At 61.3% G+C, this 13991-nt stretch carries 13 protein-coding genes and 1 pseudogene; 11 read left to right on the top strand and 3 right to left on the bottom strand.

Annotation, left to right across the window (positions count from 1 at the left end; translation table 11 throughout):
- On the bottom strand, positions 1-353 hold a 353-nt coding region (locus AAF563_24360), incomplete at its 3' end, for a hypothetical protein (GenBank protein MEM7124431.1).
- A gap of 136 nt (positions 354-489) precedes the next feature.
- Here AAF563_24360 and AAF563_24355 point away from each other — a divergent pair.
- The 5 genes from AAF563_24355 (at position 490) to AAF563_24335 (ending at position 5401) form a co-directional block, all read left to right on the top strand.
- The gene (locus AAF563_24355; protein ID MEM7124430.1) at positions 490-1752 is read left to right on the top strand and encodes a glutamine synthetase family protein; all 1263 of its coding nucleotides are present in this window, start codon (positions 490-492) and stop codon (positions 1750-1752) included.
- A 76-nt stretch (positions 1753-1828) separates the two neighbouring features.
- Complete coding sequence (locus AAF563_24350) at positions 1829-2764, top strand: class II glutamine amidotransferase (protein MEM7124429.1); 936 nt, start codon at positions 1829-1831, stop codon at positions 2762-2764.
- Positions 2752-3600 (top strand): GXGXG motif-containing protein, encoded by an 849-nt coding sequence (locus AAF563_24345; GenBank protein MEM7124428.1) that lies wholly within the window; start codon positions 2752-2754, stop codon positions 3598-3600. Before AAF563_24350 ends, AAF563_24345 begins: the two co-directional genes overlap by 13 nt.
- Before the next feature lie 25 nt (positions 3601-3625).
- A complete protein-coding gene (locus tag AAF563_24340; GenBank protein ID MEM7124427.1) occupies positions 3626-4999 on the top strand; it encodes an FMN-binding glutamate synthase family protein in 1374 nt (457 codons plus the stop codon).
- A 12-nt stretch (positions 5000-5011) separates the two neighbouring features.
- Positions 5012-5401: a hypothetical protein gene (locus AAF563_24335; GenBank protein MEM7124426.1), complete on the top strand. Its 390-nt coding sequence runs from the start codon at positions 5012-5014 to the stop codon at positions 5399-5401.
- Between the two features lie 119 nt (positions 5402-5520).
- On the opposite strand, the gene AAF563_24330 is transcribed toward AAF563_24335, so the two are convergent.
- Together AAF563_24330 and AAF563_24325 are read right to left on the bottom strand one after the other, a co-directional pair.
- The gene (locus AAF563_24330) at positions 5521-5682 is read right to left on the bottom strand and encodes a hypothetical protein (GenBank protein MEM7124425.1); all 162 of its coding nucleotides are present in this window, start codon (positions 5680-5682) and stop codon (positions 5521-5523) included.
- A gap of 471 nt (positions 5683-6153) precedes the next feature.
- On the bottom strand, positions 6154-6729 hold the full coding sequence (locus AAF563_24325; GenBank protein MEM7124424.1) for a hypothetical protein: 576 nt from the start codon (positions 6727-6729) through the stop codon (positions 6154-6156).
- 221 nt (positions 6730-6950) lie between these two features.
- On the opposite strand from AAF563_24325, the gene AAF563_24320 reads away from it, so the two are divergent.
- The 6 genes and pseudogenes from AAF563_24320 to AAF563_24295 all read left to right on the top strand — a co-directional run.
- Positions 6951-8414, top strand: coding sequence for an ammonium transporter (locus AAF563_24320; protein MEM7124423.1), 1464 nt, complete (start codon positions 6951-6953; stop codon positions 8412-8414).
- 19 nt (positions 8415-8433) lie between these two features.
- Positions 8434-8670 carry a hypothetical protein gene (locus AAF563_24315; protein ID MEM7124422.1) on the top strand — a complete coding sequence of 79 codons (237 nt, stop codon included), beginning with the start codon at positions 8434-8436 and terminating at the stop codon, positions 8668-8670.
- A gap of 275 nt (positions 8671-8945) precedes the next feature.
- Positions 8946-10628: a formate--tetrahydrofolate ligase gene (locus AAF563_24310; protein MEM7124421.1), complete on the top strand. Its 1683-nt coding sequence runs from the start codon at positions 8946-8948 to the stop codon at positions 10626-10628.
- A gap of 179 nt (positions 10629-10807) precedes the next feature.
- Positions 10808-11470 (top strand): peroxiredoxin, encoded by a 663-nt coding sequence (locus AAF563_24305; protein MEM7124420.1) that lies wholly within the window; start codon positions 10808-10810, stop codon positions 11468-11470.
- Positions 11471-11779: 309 nt separating this feature from the next.
- Positions 11780-13624 (top strand): annotated as a pseudogene (gene uvrC / locus AAF563_24300) (excinuclease ABC subunit UvrC).
- Between the two features lie 180 nt (positions 13625-13804).
- A partial coding sequence (locus tag AAF563_24295; protein MEM7124419.1) for a CDP-alcohol phosphatidyltransferase family protein occupies positions 13805-13991 on the top strand: 187 nt, incomplete at its 3' end.

Below are 13991 nucleotides of genomic sequence, written 5' to 3'. Positions count from 1 at the left end.
TCACTACCTTCGTCAATCAAAACATTCGCCTTCACGGGTTCTCCATTAACACCGCGCAGATGGACGACTGTGGTGCCAAGTGCCACGCCTCTCGTCTTCTTGCCTGTCTTGCGTACAGCGACATTCGACCTTACTGTACAGGCGTTGTCCTCGTCTGTGCTCGTGGTGTTGGAAACCTCCCTCTGCTCGTCGCTGCGATGCAGCAGCGGGTGGTGTCTACTGTTACAGTCATCGATGCCACAAGCCGTCTTCTCCTGACAAGTCCTGATGCTGTGGCCTTTATTCATCTTTTGTAGACACGCAAAGCAGAGATTCTTGTCTTTGGCCTCCGCGTATCTTTGTGGTTGCGTCATCTCGTTGAACCTTTCGCAGTCACTTGTGGCGTGCTCTTCATGGCAGATTGGACACCCGGTTGCCTTGCTCTCCTGTACTGACGCTGACGTCTGGTGTGACTTTACTTCGCCGTAGCGCTGCCTCGGTCGTTCACTGGTGTCCTCCGCCTGCGACGGTCAGTACATCGGCTACGGTCCGGAGTCATCGGAGCTGGTCGGCATTCCCGACCCCGAGACTTTCGTGCAGCTGCCCTGGGACAAGCGCGTCGCGCGCGTCTACGTGACGTGTTTCCGTAACCGGGAAGAAAAGAAGGACCCCGGCGGTTTCTTCACCGGCGACTGCCGCGGCAACCTGCGCCGCATCCACGACGACTTCCAGAAGAAACACAAGGGCATGCATCTCAGGCACGGCACCGAGCCGGAGATGATGTGGCTGAAGAAGGGCGAGGACGGCCTGCCGAACGGCGGTTTCTCCAAGCCGAACTGCTACCACATCGACCAGTTCGAGAGCCTGCGCCCGGTCTTCATGAAGGTCATCGAATACAGCCGCGCCATGGGCCTGGACATGATCCAGGGCGACCATGAGGACGCGCCCGGCCAGTTGGAGCTGAACTTCCAGTTCGACGAGGCCCTGCGCACCGCCGACCGGCTGAGCACCTACCGCCAGATCTGTGCCCAGGTCGCGCGCGAGAACAATCTAATCGCCTGCTTCATGTCGAAGCCGTTCATGGGCGTCTCGGCCAATGGCTGCCACCACAACGTCTCGCTGTGGACCGGCGGCAAGGACGAGGTCAATTCGCTCGGCAACGGCAACAGTCTGCCGGGTCTGAAGGAGAACTTCAGCTATCGCAAGGGCGGGACAAACCTGTTCATGCCGTCTGGCAAGGACAAGCAGAAGCCGGGTCCGGTCGGTCTGAAAGCCATCGGCGGCGTCATGGCACATCTCGATGCGCTGACCGCGATCGGCTGCCCGACCGTCAACAGCTATCGCCGGCTTTGGGACACGGGCTTCTGGGCACCGGTCTTCGCCGACTGGGGATATCAGAACCGCACCACGGGCATGCGCGTGTCGGCGCCCGGCCGGTTCGAGTATCGCGCCGTCGACTCCATGGTGAACCCCTATCTGATGGCAGCGGCCATCATCCAGGCGTTCGACCACGGCATCACCAAGAAGCTCGACGCCGGCGAACCGGAAGAGCGGAACATCTATGAGGCCATGGAAGAGGGCAAGCAGGTCAAGAAGCTGCCGATGTCTCTCGGCGACGCCCTGAAGGCCCTCGAGAACGACGACGTCATCAAGTCCGCCATGCCCGGCGACATGTACAAGGTCTACAAGCACTACAAGACCAACGAGTGGGAAACCTTCATGGCCACCGTCACCGAGTGGGACCTGGAGACCTATTGGGATTGCCTGCCCTAACAGGCGTTTACATCAACGGCGGCGGTCTTGCGCGCCGCCGCCGTTGCCGTCTTTAACGAAAAGGAGGACGACACCCATGTGTGGTATCGCCGGAATAATTCACCGCAACGGCGCGGGTGATATCGGCACCGAGATGACCGCCATGCTGCAGTCGCTGAAACACCGCGGCCCGGATTCGACGGGTTTCGCGGTCTACGGTTCGGCCGGTAGCAACGAGTATGTCATGCGGTTCATGGTCGCCGAACAGGAAGACCTCACCAAGGGCTACGAGATCCATGATGAGGTCAAGCGGCGGCGCGCCGAAGTCGACAAGCGCCTCACCGGCCTGGGTGTCAACATCACCGAAAAGGTCGACGCGACCGAGTATGCCTTCCGCTATCGCTTCACGTTCGACGGCGATATGCGCAAGATGGCCGACTTCGTCGAAGACGTCGAAGGCACCGAGATCCTGTCGCTCGGCAGCGCGCTTGAGCTAATCAAGGATCTGGGTGACGCGACGACGGTCGCCGACCAGTACAAGCTGCAGGGTTTCAAGGGCACCCACGCCATCGGCCACACCCGCATGGCGACGGAGTCGGATGTCGATATCCGCTCCGCCCATCCTTATTGGGCTTATCCCTATAACGACATCTCCGTCGTGCATAACGGCCAGCTGACCAACTACTGGATCATGCGCCGTGAGATGGAGCGCAAGAACTTCCGCTTCCAGTCGAGCTGCGACAGCGAGCTGATCGCGGTCTATCTCGCCGACAAGCTGGAATCCGGTGTCGACCTGGAAACCGCGATGCATCAGTCGATCGACGAACTGGATGGCGTCTTCACCTATCTGGTGGCGACCAATGACAGCTTGGGCATGGCCAAGGACGTCATGGCCGCCAAGCCGATGGTTCTCTACGAAAGCGACGACCTTGTCGCGATGGCGTCCGAAGAAGTCGCCATCCGCCAGGTGCTGCCCCAGGAAATCGACACCGTTGACCCCTATGACCGGGAGGTTCGGGTATGGCGAAACTAGAGACAGACGATCATGTCAGCCATGAAATGGGGCTGCACACCGAGCAGCTGACCGGACGTACCCAGCAGCGCTTCTTCGATCTCGAAGAGTCCGACAATCTGCTTTACCCGGAAGCGCCGGATGTCGACTTCAACAAACGTGCCGAGGTCGACGCCGCCGAGATGGAGATCTCGGAGATCAATCTGAAGATCCGGTCGCTGATGGCGGAAGGGTACGGTTCGATCGTCATCAAGAACCCGCTGGCGCGCCACTCGCTGGGCGTCGGCATCCTGAGCCGCCTGAACCTGACCTTTGAAGGCAGCCTGGGTTACTTCGGCGTTGGCCTGATCGACGGTCCGAACGTGCGCGTCACCGGACGCGTCGGCTGGTCGTGCGCGGAGAACATGATGGCCGGCACGGTCGTGGTCGAAAAGAACGCCGGCTCGACCTTTGGCGCGGCGATCCGCGGTGGCGACCTCGTCTGCAAGGGCGATGTCGGTTCGCGTACCGGCATCGACCAGAAGGGCGGCACCATCATCGTCGGCGGGCGCACCGGTGCGTTCTCCGGCTTCATGATGCAGCGCGGCCGCATGGTCGTGCTGGGTGACGCCGGCAAGAACCTCGGCGATTCCATGTATGACGGCACCATTTTTGTCGGCGGCAAGATCGAGGATCTGGGCGTCGACGCGGTCGAGGGCGAAATGACCGAGCTCGACAAGGCATGGCTGGAGCGCAAGCTGAAGATGTACGGCCTGGAGGCGCCTAACGGCGTCGAGAACATGACCAAGATCGTGGCCGGCAAGCAGCTGTGGAATTACGACAACCTCGAGCCGTCGGAAAAGAAGATCGTCCTCTAAGGGCGGTCTTTTCAGGAGTTAGAACATGGCGAAAACAAAAGAAGACGTCACCGAACACGCACCGGGCACGACCCGAAACAAGGATATTCTGGGTGAGAATTTCCTGTTTACCCCGCGTGTTGTCGACGACATCCACATCAAGGCCGAACTGGGCCGCTACCGCATGCGTGGCATGGCGCTGTTCAAGAAGATCCCGACCTGGGACGACTTGACCTTCCTGCCAGGCACGCTGACCCGCTTCGTGATCGAAGGTTATCGTGAGAAGTGCGATACCAAGACGGTCATCGGCCCGCGCGCCAAGCGACCGATCGAGCTCGACATCCCCGTCTACGTGACGGGCATGAGCTTTGGCGCGTTGAGCTACGAGGCGAAGACCGCGCTGGCCCGCGGCGCGACGATGGCTGGCTCGGCGACCTGCTCCGGCGAAGGCGGCATGATCCCTGACGAGCGCCGCTTCTCCGAGAAGTGGTTCTATCAGTGCATCCAGTCGCGCTACGGCTTCAACCCGCACCATCTGCTGCTGGCCGACGGCTGCGAATTCTTCATCGGTCAGGGCTGCAAGGTCGGTCTGGGCGGCCATCTGATGGGCCAGAAGGTGACCGACCAGGTCGCCGAGATGCGCTCCCTGCCCGCCGGTATCGACCAGCGTTCGCCGGCGCGCCACCCCGACTGGCTGGGCCCGGACGATCTGGCTCTGAAGATCCAGGAGATCCGCGAAGCCACCGATCACCAGATCCCGATCCAGCTCAAGCTTGGCGCGGCGCGCGTCTATGACGACGTGCGTATGGCGGTGAAGTGCGATCCCGACTCCATCTATATCGATGGCATGGAGGGCTCGACCGGCGCCGGCCCGCATCTGGCGACCGAGGAGACCGGTGTGCCGGGCATCGCGGCAATCCGTCAGGCGCGGCGTGCCATCGACGACTTGGGCAAGCGCGGCGAGATCACGCTGATCTATGCCGGCGGCGTCCGGAACGGCGGCGATCTGGCCAAGGCGCTGGCGCTGGGCGCCGACGCGGTGGCCATCGGCACCACGGTGATGATGGCGCTCAACTGCAACAAGGACATCCCGGAGGCCGACTACGAAGGCACCATCGGGGTCCCCGCCGGCTACTGCTATCACTGCCACACCGGCCGTTGCCCGGTAGGCGTCGCGACCCAGGACGAGGAGCTCAGGAAGCGCCTCAACCCCGACGACGCGGCGGAGCGTGTCTATAACATCCTGCACACGCTCACCATTGAAGCGCAGATGATGGCGCGCGCCTGCGGCAAAACCAACGTGCACAGCCTGGAGCCGGAAGACCTTGCGGCTCTGACCATGGAGGCGTCCGCCATGGCGGGCGTGCCCTTGGCCGGCACCAGCCACACGGTCGGCGTCGCCGACTACCACCACCTTTAGGGAGATGCCTCGATGAGCGACGTCAAGGATATCGACCATTTTCTGAAGACCGACGGTCTCGACACCGAGCGCGAGAAGGTCATCGGCCAGCACATCGGCTATCGCTACGATGTCAACCTGCTGCCCGATTACGACAAGCTCACGCCGTTCTTGAAGGACTACATCGAGATCATGGGCTGGGACGACCTCAACTGGTTGGAGGACGTCCACATGGGATACGAGGAAGGCAGCCCGGCGGTGTTCGACCGCAACGCCAACGGCTGGATCCGTCTGCCGTCCGACATGGAACTGCCGGACAACCAGCAGGACCGCGACATGATGGCGCGCGAACTGCTGATCAAGTTCCAGATGTCGGATCGCCATCCCATGCGCGACCTCAACAAGGCCTATCGAAAGTTCTAGGCTGCATCTTCGACCGGTTGCGGCCATAGAGGCCGCCGGTCAGAACAATGAAAAAAGGCTCCGGACTGGCAGACGTCCGGAGCCTTTTTTGTAGTGTTTTGGCTTAAGCGAGCGGCGGCTTAACTGCCGCTGCTATCGCTGCTTCCGGAATCATCACTGGTCGATCCGGAATCGCTGGACCCGCTGTCACCTGAACCGCCGTCATCACAGGCGGCCACGCCAAGACCCAGCGCCATGGCAGCAAACAAAGCCAAAAGTACCTTCCGATAATGATCAATCATTTGTCTTCCCCCGTCCCAGACACCGGCGGTCCCAGATCTTTCGTCCGACACCACTCGGTCTCTATCGAGCAAAAAGGAGCACAAGACGTGCACTTCGGCATGAACCCGGCCGAAACATCTTGTACCGGCGCACCGGCACATCCGGTGTGCCCGAAACGATTATGACGGATGATGCCGCGCGCATGAAGGGTCTCGATTGACCTGAATTGGCACAGGACGCCGGGCCGCTCGGTTTTCCGTTCGGCATCCAACATCTTACATTAACGATTGGCGCCAAACCCCTGTCGACGATGGCCAGCATTCATCAACGCGAGAGCCGGTGGCACGAAGGATGACGGACGCTCGTGACCACGCCCTCGGCGGCGAACCAAATCCGGCTTCTGTTTTGTGGCTGGCAAGCAGGACCATCTGCCGCAGAGGTAGCATCTGATTCGGCGAAGGGATCGATCTGAGCACTTCACCGTCAGGCGATCAGCCGGCCGGCGGGAACGCTGTGCCCTCGTCCCAGATCGGCCAGAACGCGACCGGTATGACATCGGGCGGCATGTTCGGATTGAACATTCTGTTGTGCCATATGAGCGCCTGCGCCAAACGGTGGTCTTCCTGAAGCCGCTCGATCCGGCACGGCAGACGATAGCTCTGGCTGAATTGCCGGAAGGCCAACACACACCGCTGGTCCTCGGCGATCTCCGCAAGCGTCGTGCCGGCGCCGAATAGTGCGAGCAAGGCGTCACAGAACAAGTCGGCCTTTTGAAAGTATGCCGATGACAGGAACTGGACGGCCTTCTTGAACCGATCTTGGGGGTCCATGGTGCGTTGCACGATGTGGCGAAACTGATCCGTCGTCGCGTCCGGTTCCGCCTCGCAGATGACGACGATGATGCGGCCAAGGTCGTCGCCATTCGTGCGCTGCAGCGCCGGGCGCATGCCCTCGGAAGGCCGTCCGGCCTCCCGGCGCATGGCATGCTGGCGGATGCGGCATTGCCACCCCAGGAAGTGGCGCCTGAGCGCCGCACCCGCATCGGTCAGGCTGTCATTCTCGGCCATCAGATCTGCACCAAGCCCTTGAAACAAAGCGGTTTTCTATCACCGACGAGGATCGCTTCAAACCCCTTCGACAAGTTTCCTGAGGGGAAAGAGTTGATAACGAATGGCAACACTGTTGCAGCGGAATAAAAACTCCCTAGACTTTGCGCGACATCAAGGTGGGACATCATAACGCCGCCAGATGGGAGCCAGTGCGTTACTAAACGAGGGGGATCTGGGGAATGACTGACGGTTTAGACTCTCTAATCGTCATCTTCACGGAATTCTACTATTGGGTCACGGTCGTCATGATGTTCCTGATCCATGTCGGGTTCTGTGTTTATGAGGTCGGCGCTTCGCGCCGCAAGAACATCCAGCACACGTTGATGAAGAACACGATGCTCATCCCGCTGGTGACCATCACGTTCTTCTTCTTTGGCTGGTGGATCTATTTCGCGTTTCCGGCCTTCCCGTTCATGGGCGGTCTTATGGATGCGCCACACGCTGTTCCGTGGTCGGAACTCATGGGAACGCATTTGGGCGGTGCCATAACGGTTCAGACGGAAAGCATGAACGTGGCCGATCACGGCTGGTGGGCTCGAATCAATGGCGTGTTCTGGGCGGCGTTCCTGCTGTTCTCGTGGACAACTGCCTCGATCGTCTCGGGTGCGGTTATCGAGCGCATCAAGACCCAGGCATTCTTGATCCTGGCCGTCCTCGTGGGTTCGGTAACGTGGATTATCGACGCCGCTTGGGGCTGGTCCTGGAACGGCTGGATGGTTCAGTTGATGGGCTACCACGACGCATACGCGTCATCGGTGGTGCACGGCATCGCCGGCGGTTCGGCGCTTGGCATCCTCGTGGTGCTCGGCCCCCGTCTCGGCAAATTTGCCGCCGACGGCACGCCGCGCGACTTCCCGCAAAACAATCCCTGGCTCGTCACGGTCGGCCTGTTCCTGATCTATACGGGCTTCTGGGGTTTCTACGCGGCCTGCAATATTCCGATCATTGATTTCAATGGTGCGGTGCTGGGCGTTGAGGATACGGATGCCTACTTCACGGCAACCAATATTTATCTAACCCCGACATCGCTATCGGCGATCACGTTCAACTTCCTGATGTCGCTATCAGGCGGTCTGCTTGCTGGTTACATGGTGAGCCGCGGTGACCCGTTCTGGAGCTATTCGGGCGGTCTGGCCGGCGTTATCTGTGCGTCAGCGGGCAATGACCTCTATCATCCGATCGAGTCCATGTTCATCGCCATCATCGGCGTCTGGTTCGCCTACAAGATGCATCACTGGGTCGAACGTCGGTTCAAGATCGACGACGCGGTTGGTGCCGTCGCGGTGCACGGCTATGCCGGTTTCCTCGGCACGGTCATCTGCGGCTTCATGTTGTGGGGCTATCCGTCCAACGTCGCCGACACCGCCAACCTCGGTTGGTTCGGTAATGTTGACGGCGTGGCGATGATCAATCCGCTGGGCAACTTCCTCGGCGCCATGATCATGTTCTGGGTCTTGGGTTTCATCCCATGCTGGGTCGTCTCGAAGATCCTGGCTTCCCTGGGATGGCTGCGTGTACCGCGCGAAGTCGAACTCGCCGGTCTCGACACCCACGACTATGGCGATGCGTTCCCGTACTTCCCGTATCGGGACACATCACTCGAGGATGTTGACCGCGAACTGGCCCGTGGCCAAGGCGACTGAACCTTAAGGAGGAACGAGCATGTCGACGAATGTCGAAAGTTGGGGTGATGTCGCAAACCTAGGCGCCATCTACCCGTTCCCGGGCATCGAGATGATCCTCGTGATCCTGGGTGTCGTGTTCTGGATCATCTGGCATATCTGGCAGATCCGATCCGAAAACGATGAGTACGACCGGGCCTTGAATCACTACCGCGAGGTTGGTCTGGACAAGGCACTGGATCATCGAGGTACCTACGACGCCATGGTTGAGAAGTAGCCCGGCGTCGACGGAGATGATCAAGGGCGGTGGGCTCCGGTCCACCGCCCTTTTTCTTTGCTCAAAGCGCCGTGAAACCGGCATTTTTTGTCGCCCAGTGGCTTGACCCGCCGGGTGATTCTGAAGACCATGAACTAATCCAATTTTGGACCAATTTGACCAATTAAGACCGGGCGCGACACCAGACGTCGATTCCTTGCGCGATCGCTGCAGGGCCGCCACTAAAGTCCCGCCAAACCACATCCCGATAACGCCGCGTCAACAGGGGAACACCGATGGCCACGCCGAAATCCGATATTGAAATTGCCCAAGCCGCCACGCTCAAACCAATCATGGAAGTGGCCAAGGACAGGTTGGGTATCGAGCCCGAATATCTGGAGCCCTATGGCCACACCAAGGCGAAGATTTCGCTGGACTATATCCGCAGCCTCAAGGACCGGCCCGACGGCAAACTGATCCTGGTCACCGCGATCACGCCGACGCCTGCCGGCGAAGGCAAGACGACGACGACGGTCGGCCTGGGCGATGCGCTCAACCGGATCGGCAAGAAGACCCTGATGTGCCTGCGCGAACCGTCGCTGGGTCCCTCCTTCGGCATGAAGGGCGGCGCGGCTGGCGGCGGTTATGCCCAGGTGGTGCCGATGGAAGACATCAATCTGCACTTCACCGGGGACTTCCACGCCATCGGTGTCGCCAACAACCTGCTGGCGGCGATGACCGATAACCACATCTATTGGGGCAACGCGCTGGGCATCGACACCCGCCGGGTTGCCTGGCGCCGTGTCGTCGACATGAACGACCGGGCACTGCGCCAGATCGTCAACAGCCTGGGCGGCGTCGCCAACGGCTTCGCGCGCGAAGACGGTTTCGACATCACGGTGGCCTCGGAGGTCATGGCGATCTTCTGCCTGGCGACCGACCTGCACGATCTGAAACGTCGTCTGGGTCAGATCGTCGTCGGCTATACCCGCGAGCGTAAGCCGGTCACCGCCAAGGAACTTAATGCCGAAGGCGCCATGGCCGCACTGCTGAAGGACGCCATCAAACCCAATCTGGTGCAGACGCTGGAGAACAACCCGGCCTTTGTCCACGGCGGACCTTTTGCCAACATCGCCCATGGCTGCAACAGCGTGCTGGCAACCACCACGGCTTTGAAACTGTCGGACTACGTGGTTACAGAGGCTGGCTTTGGCGCGGACCTGGGCGCCGAGAAATTCTTCGACATCAAGTGCCGCAAGGCGGGCCTGAAGCCTGACTGCGCCGTCATCGTCGCCACCATCCGCGCGCTCAAGATGCATGGCGGCGTCGCCAAGGAAGACCTGAAGGACGAGAACGTCGCCGCGGTCGAGGCGGGTTTCGCCAACCTCAGACGTCATATCGAGAACGTGCGCAAATTCGGCGTCCCCGCCATCGTCTCGGTTAACCGGTTCATCACCGACACCGATGCGGAGATGGCCAAGCTGCTGGAGCTCTCCGCAGCCGAGGGCATTAGCTGCGTCGAGGCCAACCATTGGGCCGAGGGCGGCGCCGGCGCCGAAGACGTGGCGCGCGCCGTGGTCGACATGATCGACAGCACACCCAGCGATTTCAAACCGCTCTACGCCGACGACATGCCGCTTTTGGACAAGGTCCGCACCATCGCGCAGGAGATCTATGGCGCCGACGACATCCAGGCCGACGATGCCATTCGCAAGCAGTTCCGCGACCTCGACGAAACGCCGGCGCGCAACTTCCCGATCTGCATGGCCAAAACCCAATACAGCTTCTCAACCGATCCGACGCTGAAGGCGGCACCGTCCGGCTTCAACGTGCCGATCCGCGAGGTCCGGCTGTCGGCCGGCGCCGAGTTCCTGGTCGTCATTACCGGCGCCATCATGACCATGCCGGGCCTGCCGCGCGTGCCCGCCGCCGACAAGATCGACGTCGACGACAGCGGTCGTATCTCGGGCCTGTTCTAACGTATCCGATCAAAGGTAATTGATCGGGGCCGGTTCGCGCTGTCGACCGGCCCCATTCATTTGTTTCCGCATCTTCAACACGGCATGGTCGCAACCCATATGCGGAGTCCATACCGGTTCCCCCATCCATGATGGCGCCGCTGGAACCGGCACCGTTCAGCAACTCGAGGGGGAGACACATCATGCTCAGCATCAACAGCACGGCACCGGATTTCACCGCCGATACGACCGAAGGCAGCATCAGCTTCCACGACTGGATTGGCGATGGCTGGTGCATTCTGTTCTCGCATCCCAAGGACTTCACGCCGGTTTGCACCACCGAGCTTGGCTACGTCGCCGGCCTGAAAAAGGAGTTCGACAAGCGCAACTGCAAGATCATCGGCTTGAGCGTCGACCCCGTCTCGAACCACGAGGAGTGGTCCAAGGATATCGAGGAGACACAGGGTCACGCGGTTAACTACCCCTTGATCGGCGACCCCGATCTGGAGGTCGCCAAGGCCTACAACATGCTGCCCGCCGACACCGGCGGCACGTCGGAAGGCCGCACGCCGGTCGACAACGCCACCGTACGCTCGGTCTTCGTGATTGGTCCGGACAAGCAGATCAAGGCGATGCTGACCTATCCAATGAGCACCGGCCGGAACTTCGATGAGATCCTTCGCCTACTCGATTCCTGCCAGCTGACCGCCAAGCACAAGGTAGCGACACCCGCCAACTGGCAGAACGGCGAGGACGTCATCATCGTACCGGCGGTGAAGGACGACGAGGCCAAGGAGCGCTTCCCGGACGGCTGGAAGGCGCCAAAACCCTATCTGCGCATTGTGCCGCAGCCCAAGGACTAGAGCAGATCCTGTCCTGATTGAATCGCTTCGCGATTCAATCAGGACAGGTGAATCTGCTCTACTTATAGATAGAGAGCGGATTCACATGGTTAGGTGGAACCGTCAAACGGTTCCACCTAACCATGATCCGCTCTAACCGCTCTGTCAGGAGCGTGGCAGGGAGCCCGGCGGACCTACCCGCCGGGCTCTTTGATTTTGTGCCGCCGCCGCATCATCTAAGATCCCACCATGGCGAAGGCGGATAGAGACGAACGGCCAGCCCCGGAGACCGCGGGCCCGGCGACGGAGGACGCACGCGATACCGGCGCGCGCGGCGCCGAGGCGATTCAGGCCGCACTCAAGACCATGCCGTCATCGGCCGGGGTCTACCGCATGTTGAGCGCCAAGGGCGAGGTGCTCTATGTCGGCAAGGCGCGGCATCTGAAGAAGCGCGTTACCGCCTATACCCAGCCCGGCAGGTTGGATCCCCGGCTGCACCGCATGGTCGCCCTGACTGCGCGCATGGAGGTTGTCACCACCCATACCGAAGCCGACGCGCTGCTGCTGGAAGCCAATCTGATCAAGAAGTTGAAGCCGCGCTTCAACGTCACCCTGCGCGACGACAAGTCGTTCCCCTATATCCTGCTGCGCGCCGACCACGCGTGGCCGCAGATCGTCAAACACCGGGGCGCCCGGCGCAAAAAGGGCGAGTACTTCGGGCCCTTCGCCTCGGCCGGCGCGGTCAACCAGACCCTGGTCGCCCTGCAGCGCGCGTTTCCCCTGCGCAGCTGCACCGACCACGTGTTCGCTAATCGCACCAGGCCGTGCCTGCAGTACCAGATCAAACGTTGCACCGCGCCCTGCGTCGACAAGATCGCCCTGGCCGACTATCAGAACATCGTCGACGAGGTGCGCGCCTTTCTGCGCGGGCGCACGCGCGAGGTTCAGGACAGCTTCGTCGAGCGCATGGAGGAGGCCAGCAACGAGTTGGCCTTTGAACGCGCCGCCGGATACCGCGATCGTATCCGCGCCTTGAACCACATCCAGGCGCACCAGGGCATCAATGTCTCGACCATCAGCGAAGCCGATGTTGTCGGGCTCTATCAGCAGGGCGGCCAGGCTTGCGTTCAGGTCTTCTTCGTGCGCAACGGCCGCAACTACGGCAACCGCGCCTTTTATCCCGTACGCACCAAGGATCAGAGCGGGCCGGAGGTCCTGGCCGCCTTCCTGAGCCAGTTCTATGAAGACAAGGAGGTGCCCAAGCTGGTCCTGGTCAGCGAGGAACCGGACGACAAGGCCCTGATCGAGGAGGCGCTCTCGGCCCGTGCCGAACGCAAGATCCAGGTGATCCGGCCGCAGCGTGGCACGCGGCGTGAGCTGATGGACCACGCCCTGGCCAATGCGCGCGATGCGCTCGGGCGTCGGCTCGCCGAAAGCGCGACACAACGCACTCTGCTGGAAGGCGTCGCCGAGCGCTTCGGCCTGGATGCCACGCCCGGCCGGATCGAGGTCTACGACAACAGCCACATCCAGGGCGCTCAGCCGGTCGGCGCCATGATCGTTGCCGGGCCGGAGGGCTTCATCAAGAACCAGTACCGCAAGTTCACCATCAAGGGTGACGCCGCCAACCGCGACGGTATCGGCGGCGACGACTACGCCATGATGCGCGAGGTCTTGACCCGGCGTTTCCAACGTCTGCTGAAGGAGGACCCAGACCGTCAGGAGGAAAGCTGGCCCGACCTGATCGTCGTCGACGGCGGCCAGGGCCAGCTTGGCTGCGCCGAGGAGGTGTTCGAGGAACTCGGCGTTTCCGGTGTCGCCGTCATGGGCGTCGCCAAGGGACCGGACCGCGATGCTGGGCGCGAGCGGTTCTTCATGACCGGGCGCCAGCCCTTCATGCTGCCGGAGCGCGATCCCGTGCTCTATTTCATGCAACGCGTCCGCGACGAGGCCCACCGGTTTGCCATCGGCGCCCACCGCCAGAAACGCGGCAAGGCGATCGGACGCTCGCTGTTGGACGAGATCGCCGGCATCGGCGCCAAACGCAAAAAGGCGCTATTGCACCATTTCGGCTCGGCCAAGGCGGTCTCGGAGGCCGGTTTGGCCGATCTGGAGCGTGTCGAAGGCATTGATCGTCGGGTCGCACAGCGGATTTATGACCACTTTCACCCGTAGAGCGGGTCGTGGTTGGGTCGAACCGATGGACGGTTCCACCCAACCGCGTGAATCCGCTCTCTATTTCTGAGTACAGCAGATTCACCCGTTTTGATGACATCGCAGAGCGATTCCAGCAAAACGGGATCTGCTCTAGTGTCGGCCGTGCTATAACCGGCGCGCCGCTGGCAAGCCCTGATTATGATGAAACGTCTGCCCAACATCCTGACCTTCGGCCGGATCGTCATCATTCCGGTCATCGTCGCGCTGTTCTTTTGGGACAGCCAGATGGCGCGCTGGCTCGCCTTCCTGCTGTTCGTCCTGGCGGCCGTGACCGACTTCGCCGACGGTTGGATCGCCCGACGGTTTCAGGTTGCCTCGCCACTTG

The sequence above is a fragment of the Pseudomonadota bacterium genome, assembly GCA_039028155.1.
In the GTDB taxonomy this organism is placed as follows: domain Bacteria; phylum Pseudomonadota; class Alphaproteobacteria; order SP197; family SP197; genus JANQGO01.
Note: the sequence above shows the minus strand (reverse complement) of the source record. Positions and strands in the feature narration are given on the sequence as shown.

Coding starts and splice junctions, on each gene's coding strand:
- AAF563_24350 (MEM7124429.1), top strand. CDS start 1,829: ATGTGTGGTATCGCCGGAATAATTCACCGCAACGGCGCGGGTGATATC.
- AAF563_24345 (MEM7124428.1), top strand. CDS start 2,752: ATGGCGAAACTAGAGACAGACGATCATGTCAGCCATGAAATGGGGCTG.
- AAF563_24340 (MEM7124427.1), top strand. CDS start 3,626: ATGGCGAAAACAAAAGAAGACGTCACCGAACACGCACCGGGCACGACC.
- AAF563_24335 (MEM7124426.1), top strand. CDS start 5,012: ATGAGCGACGTCAAGGATATCGACCATTTTCTGAAGACCGACGGTCTC.
- AAF563_24330 (MEM7124425.1), bottom strand. CDS start 5,682: ATGATTGATCATTATCGGAAGGTACTTTTGGCTTTGTTTGCTGCCATG.
- AAF563_24325 (MEM7124424.1), bottom strand. CDS start 6,729: ATGGCCGAGAATGACAGCCTGACCGATGCGGGTGCGGCGCTCAGGCGC.
- AAF563_24320 (MEM7124423.1), top strand. CDS start 6,951: ATGACTGACGGTTTAGACTCTCTAATCGTCATCTTCACGGAATTCTAC.
- AAF563_24315 (MEM7124422.1), top strand. CDS start 8,434: ATGTCGACGAATGTCGAAAGTTGGGGTGATGTCGCAAACCTAGGCGCC.
- AAF563_24310 (MEM7124421.1), top strand. CDS start 8,946: ATGGCCACGCCGAAATCCGATATTGAAATTGCCCAAGCCGCCACGCTC.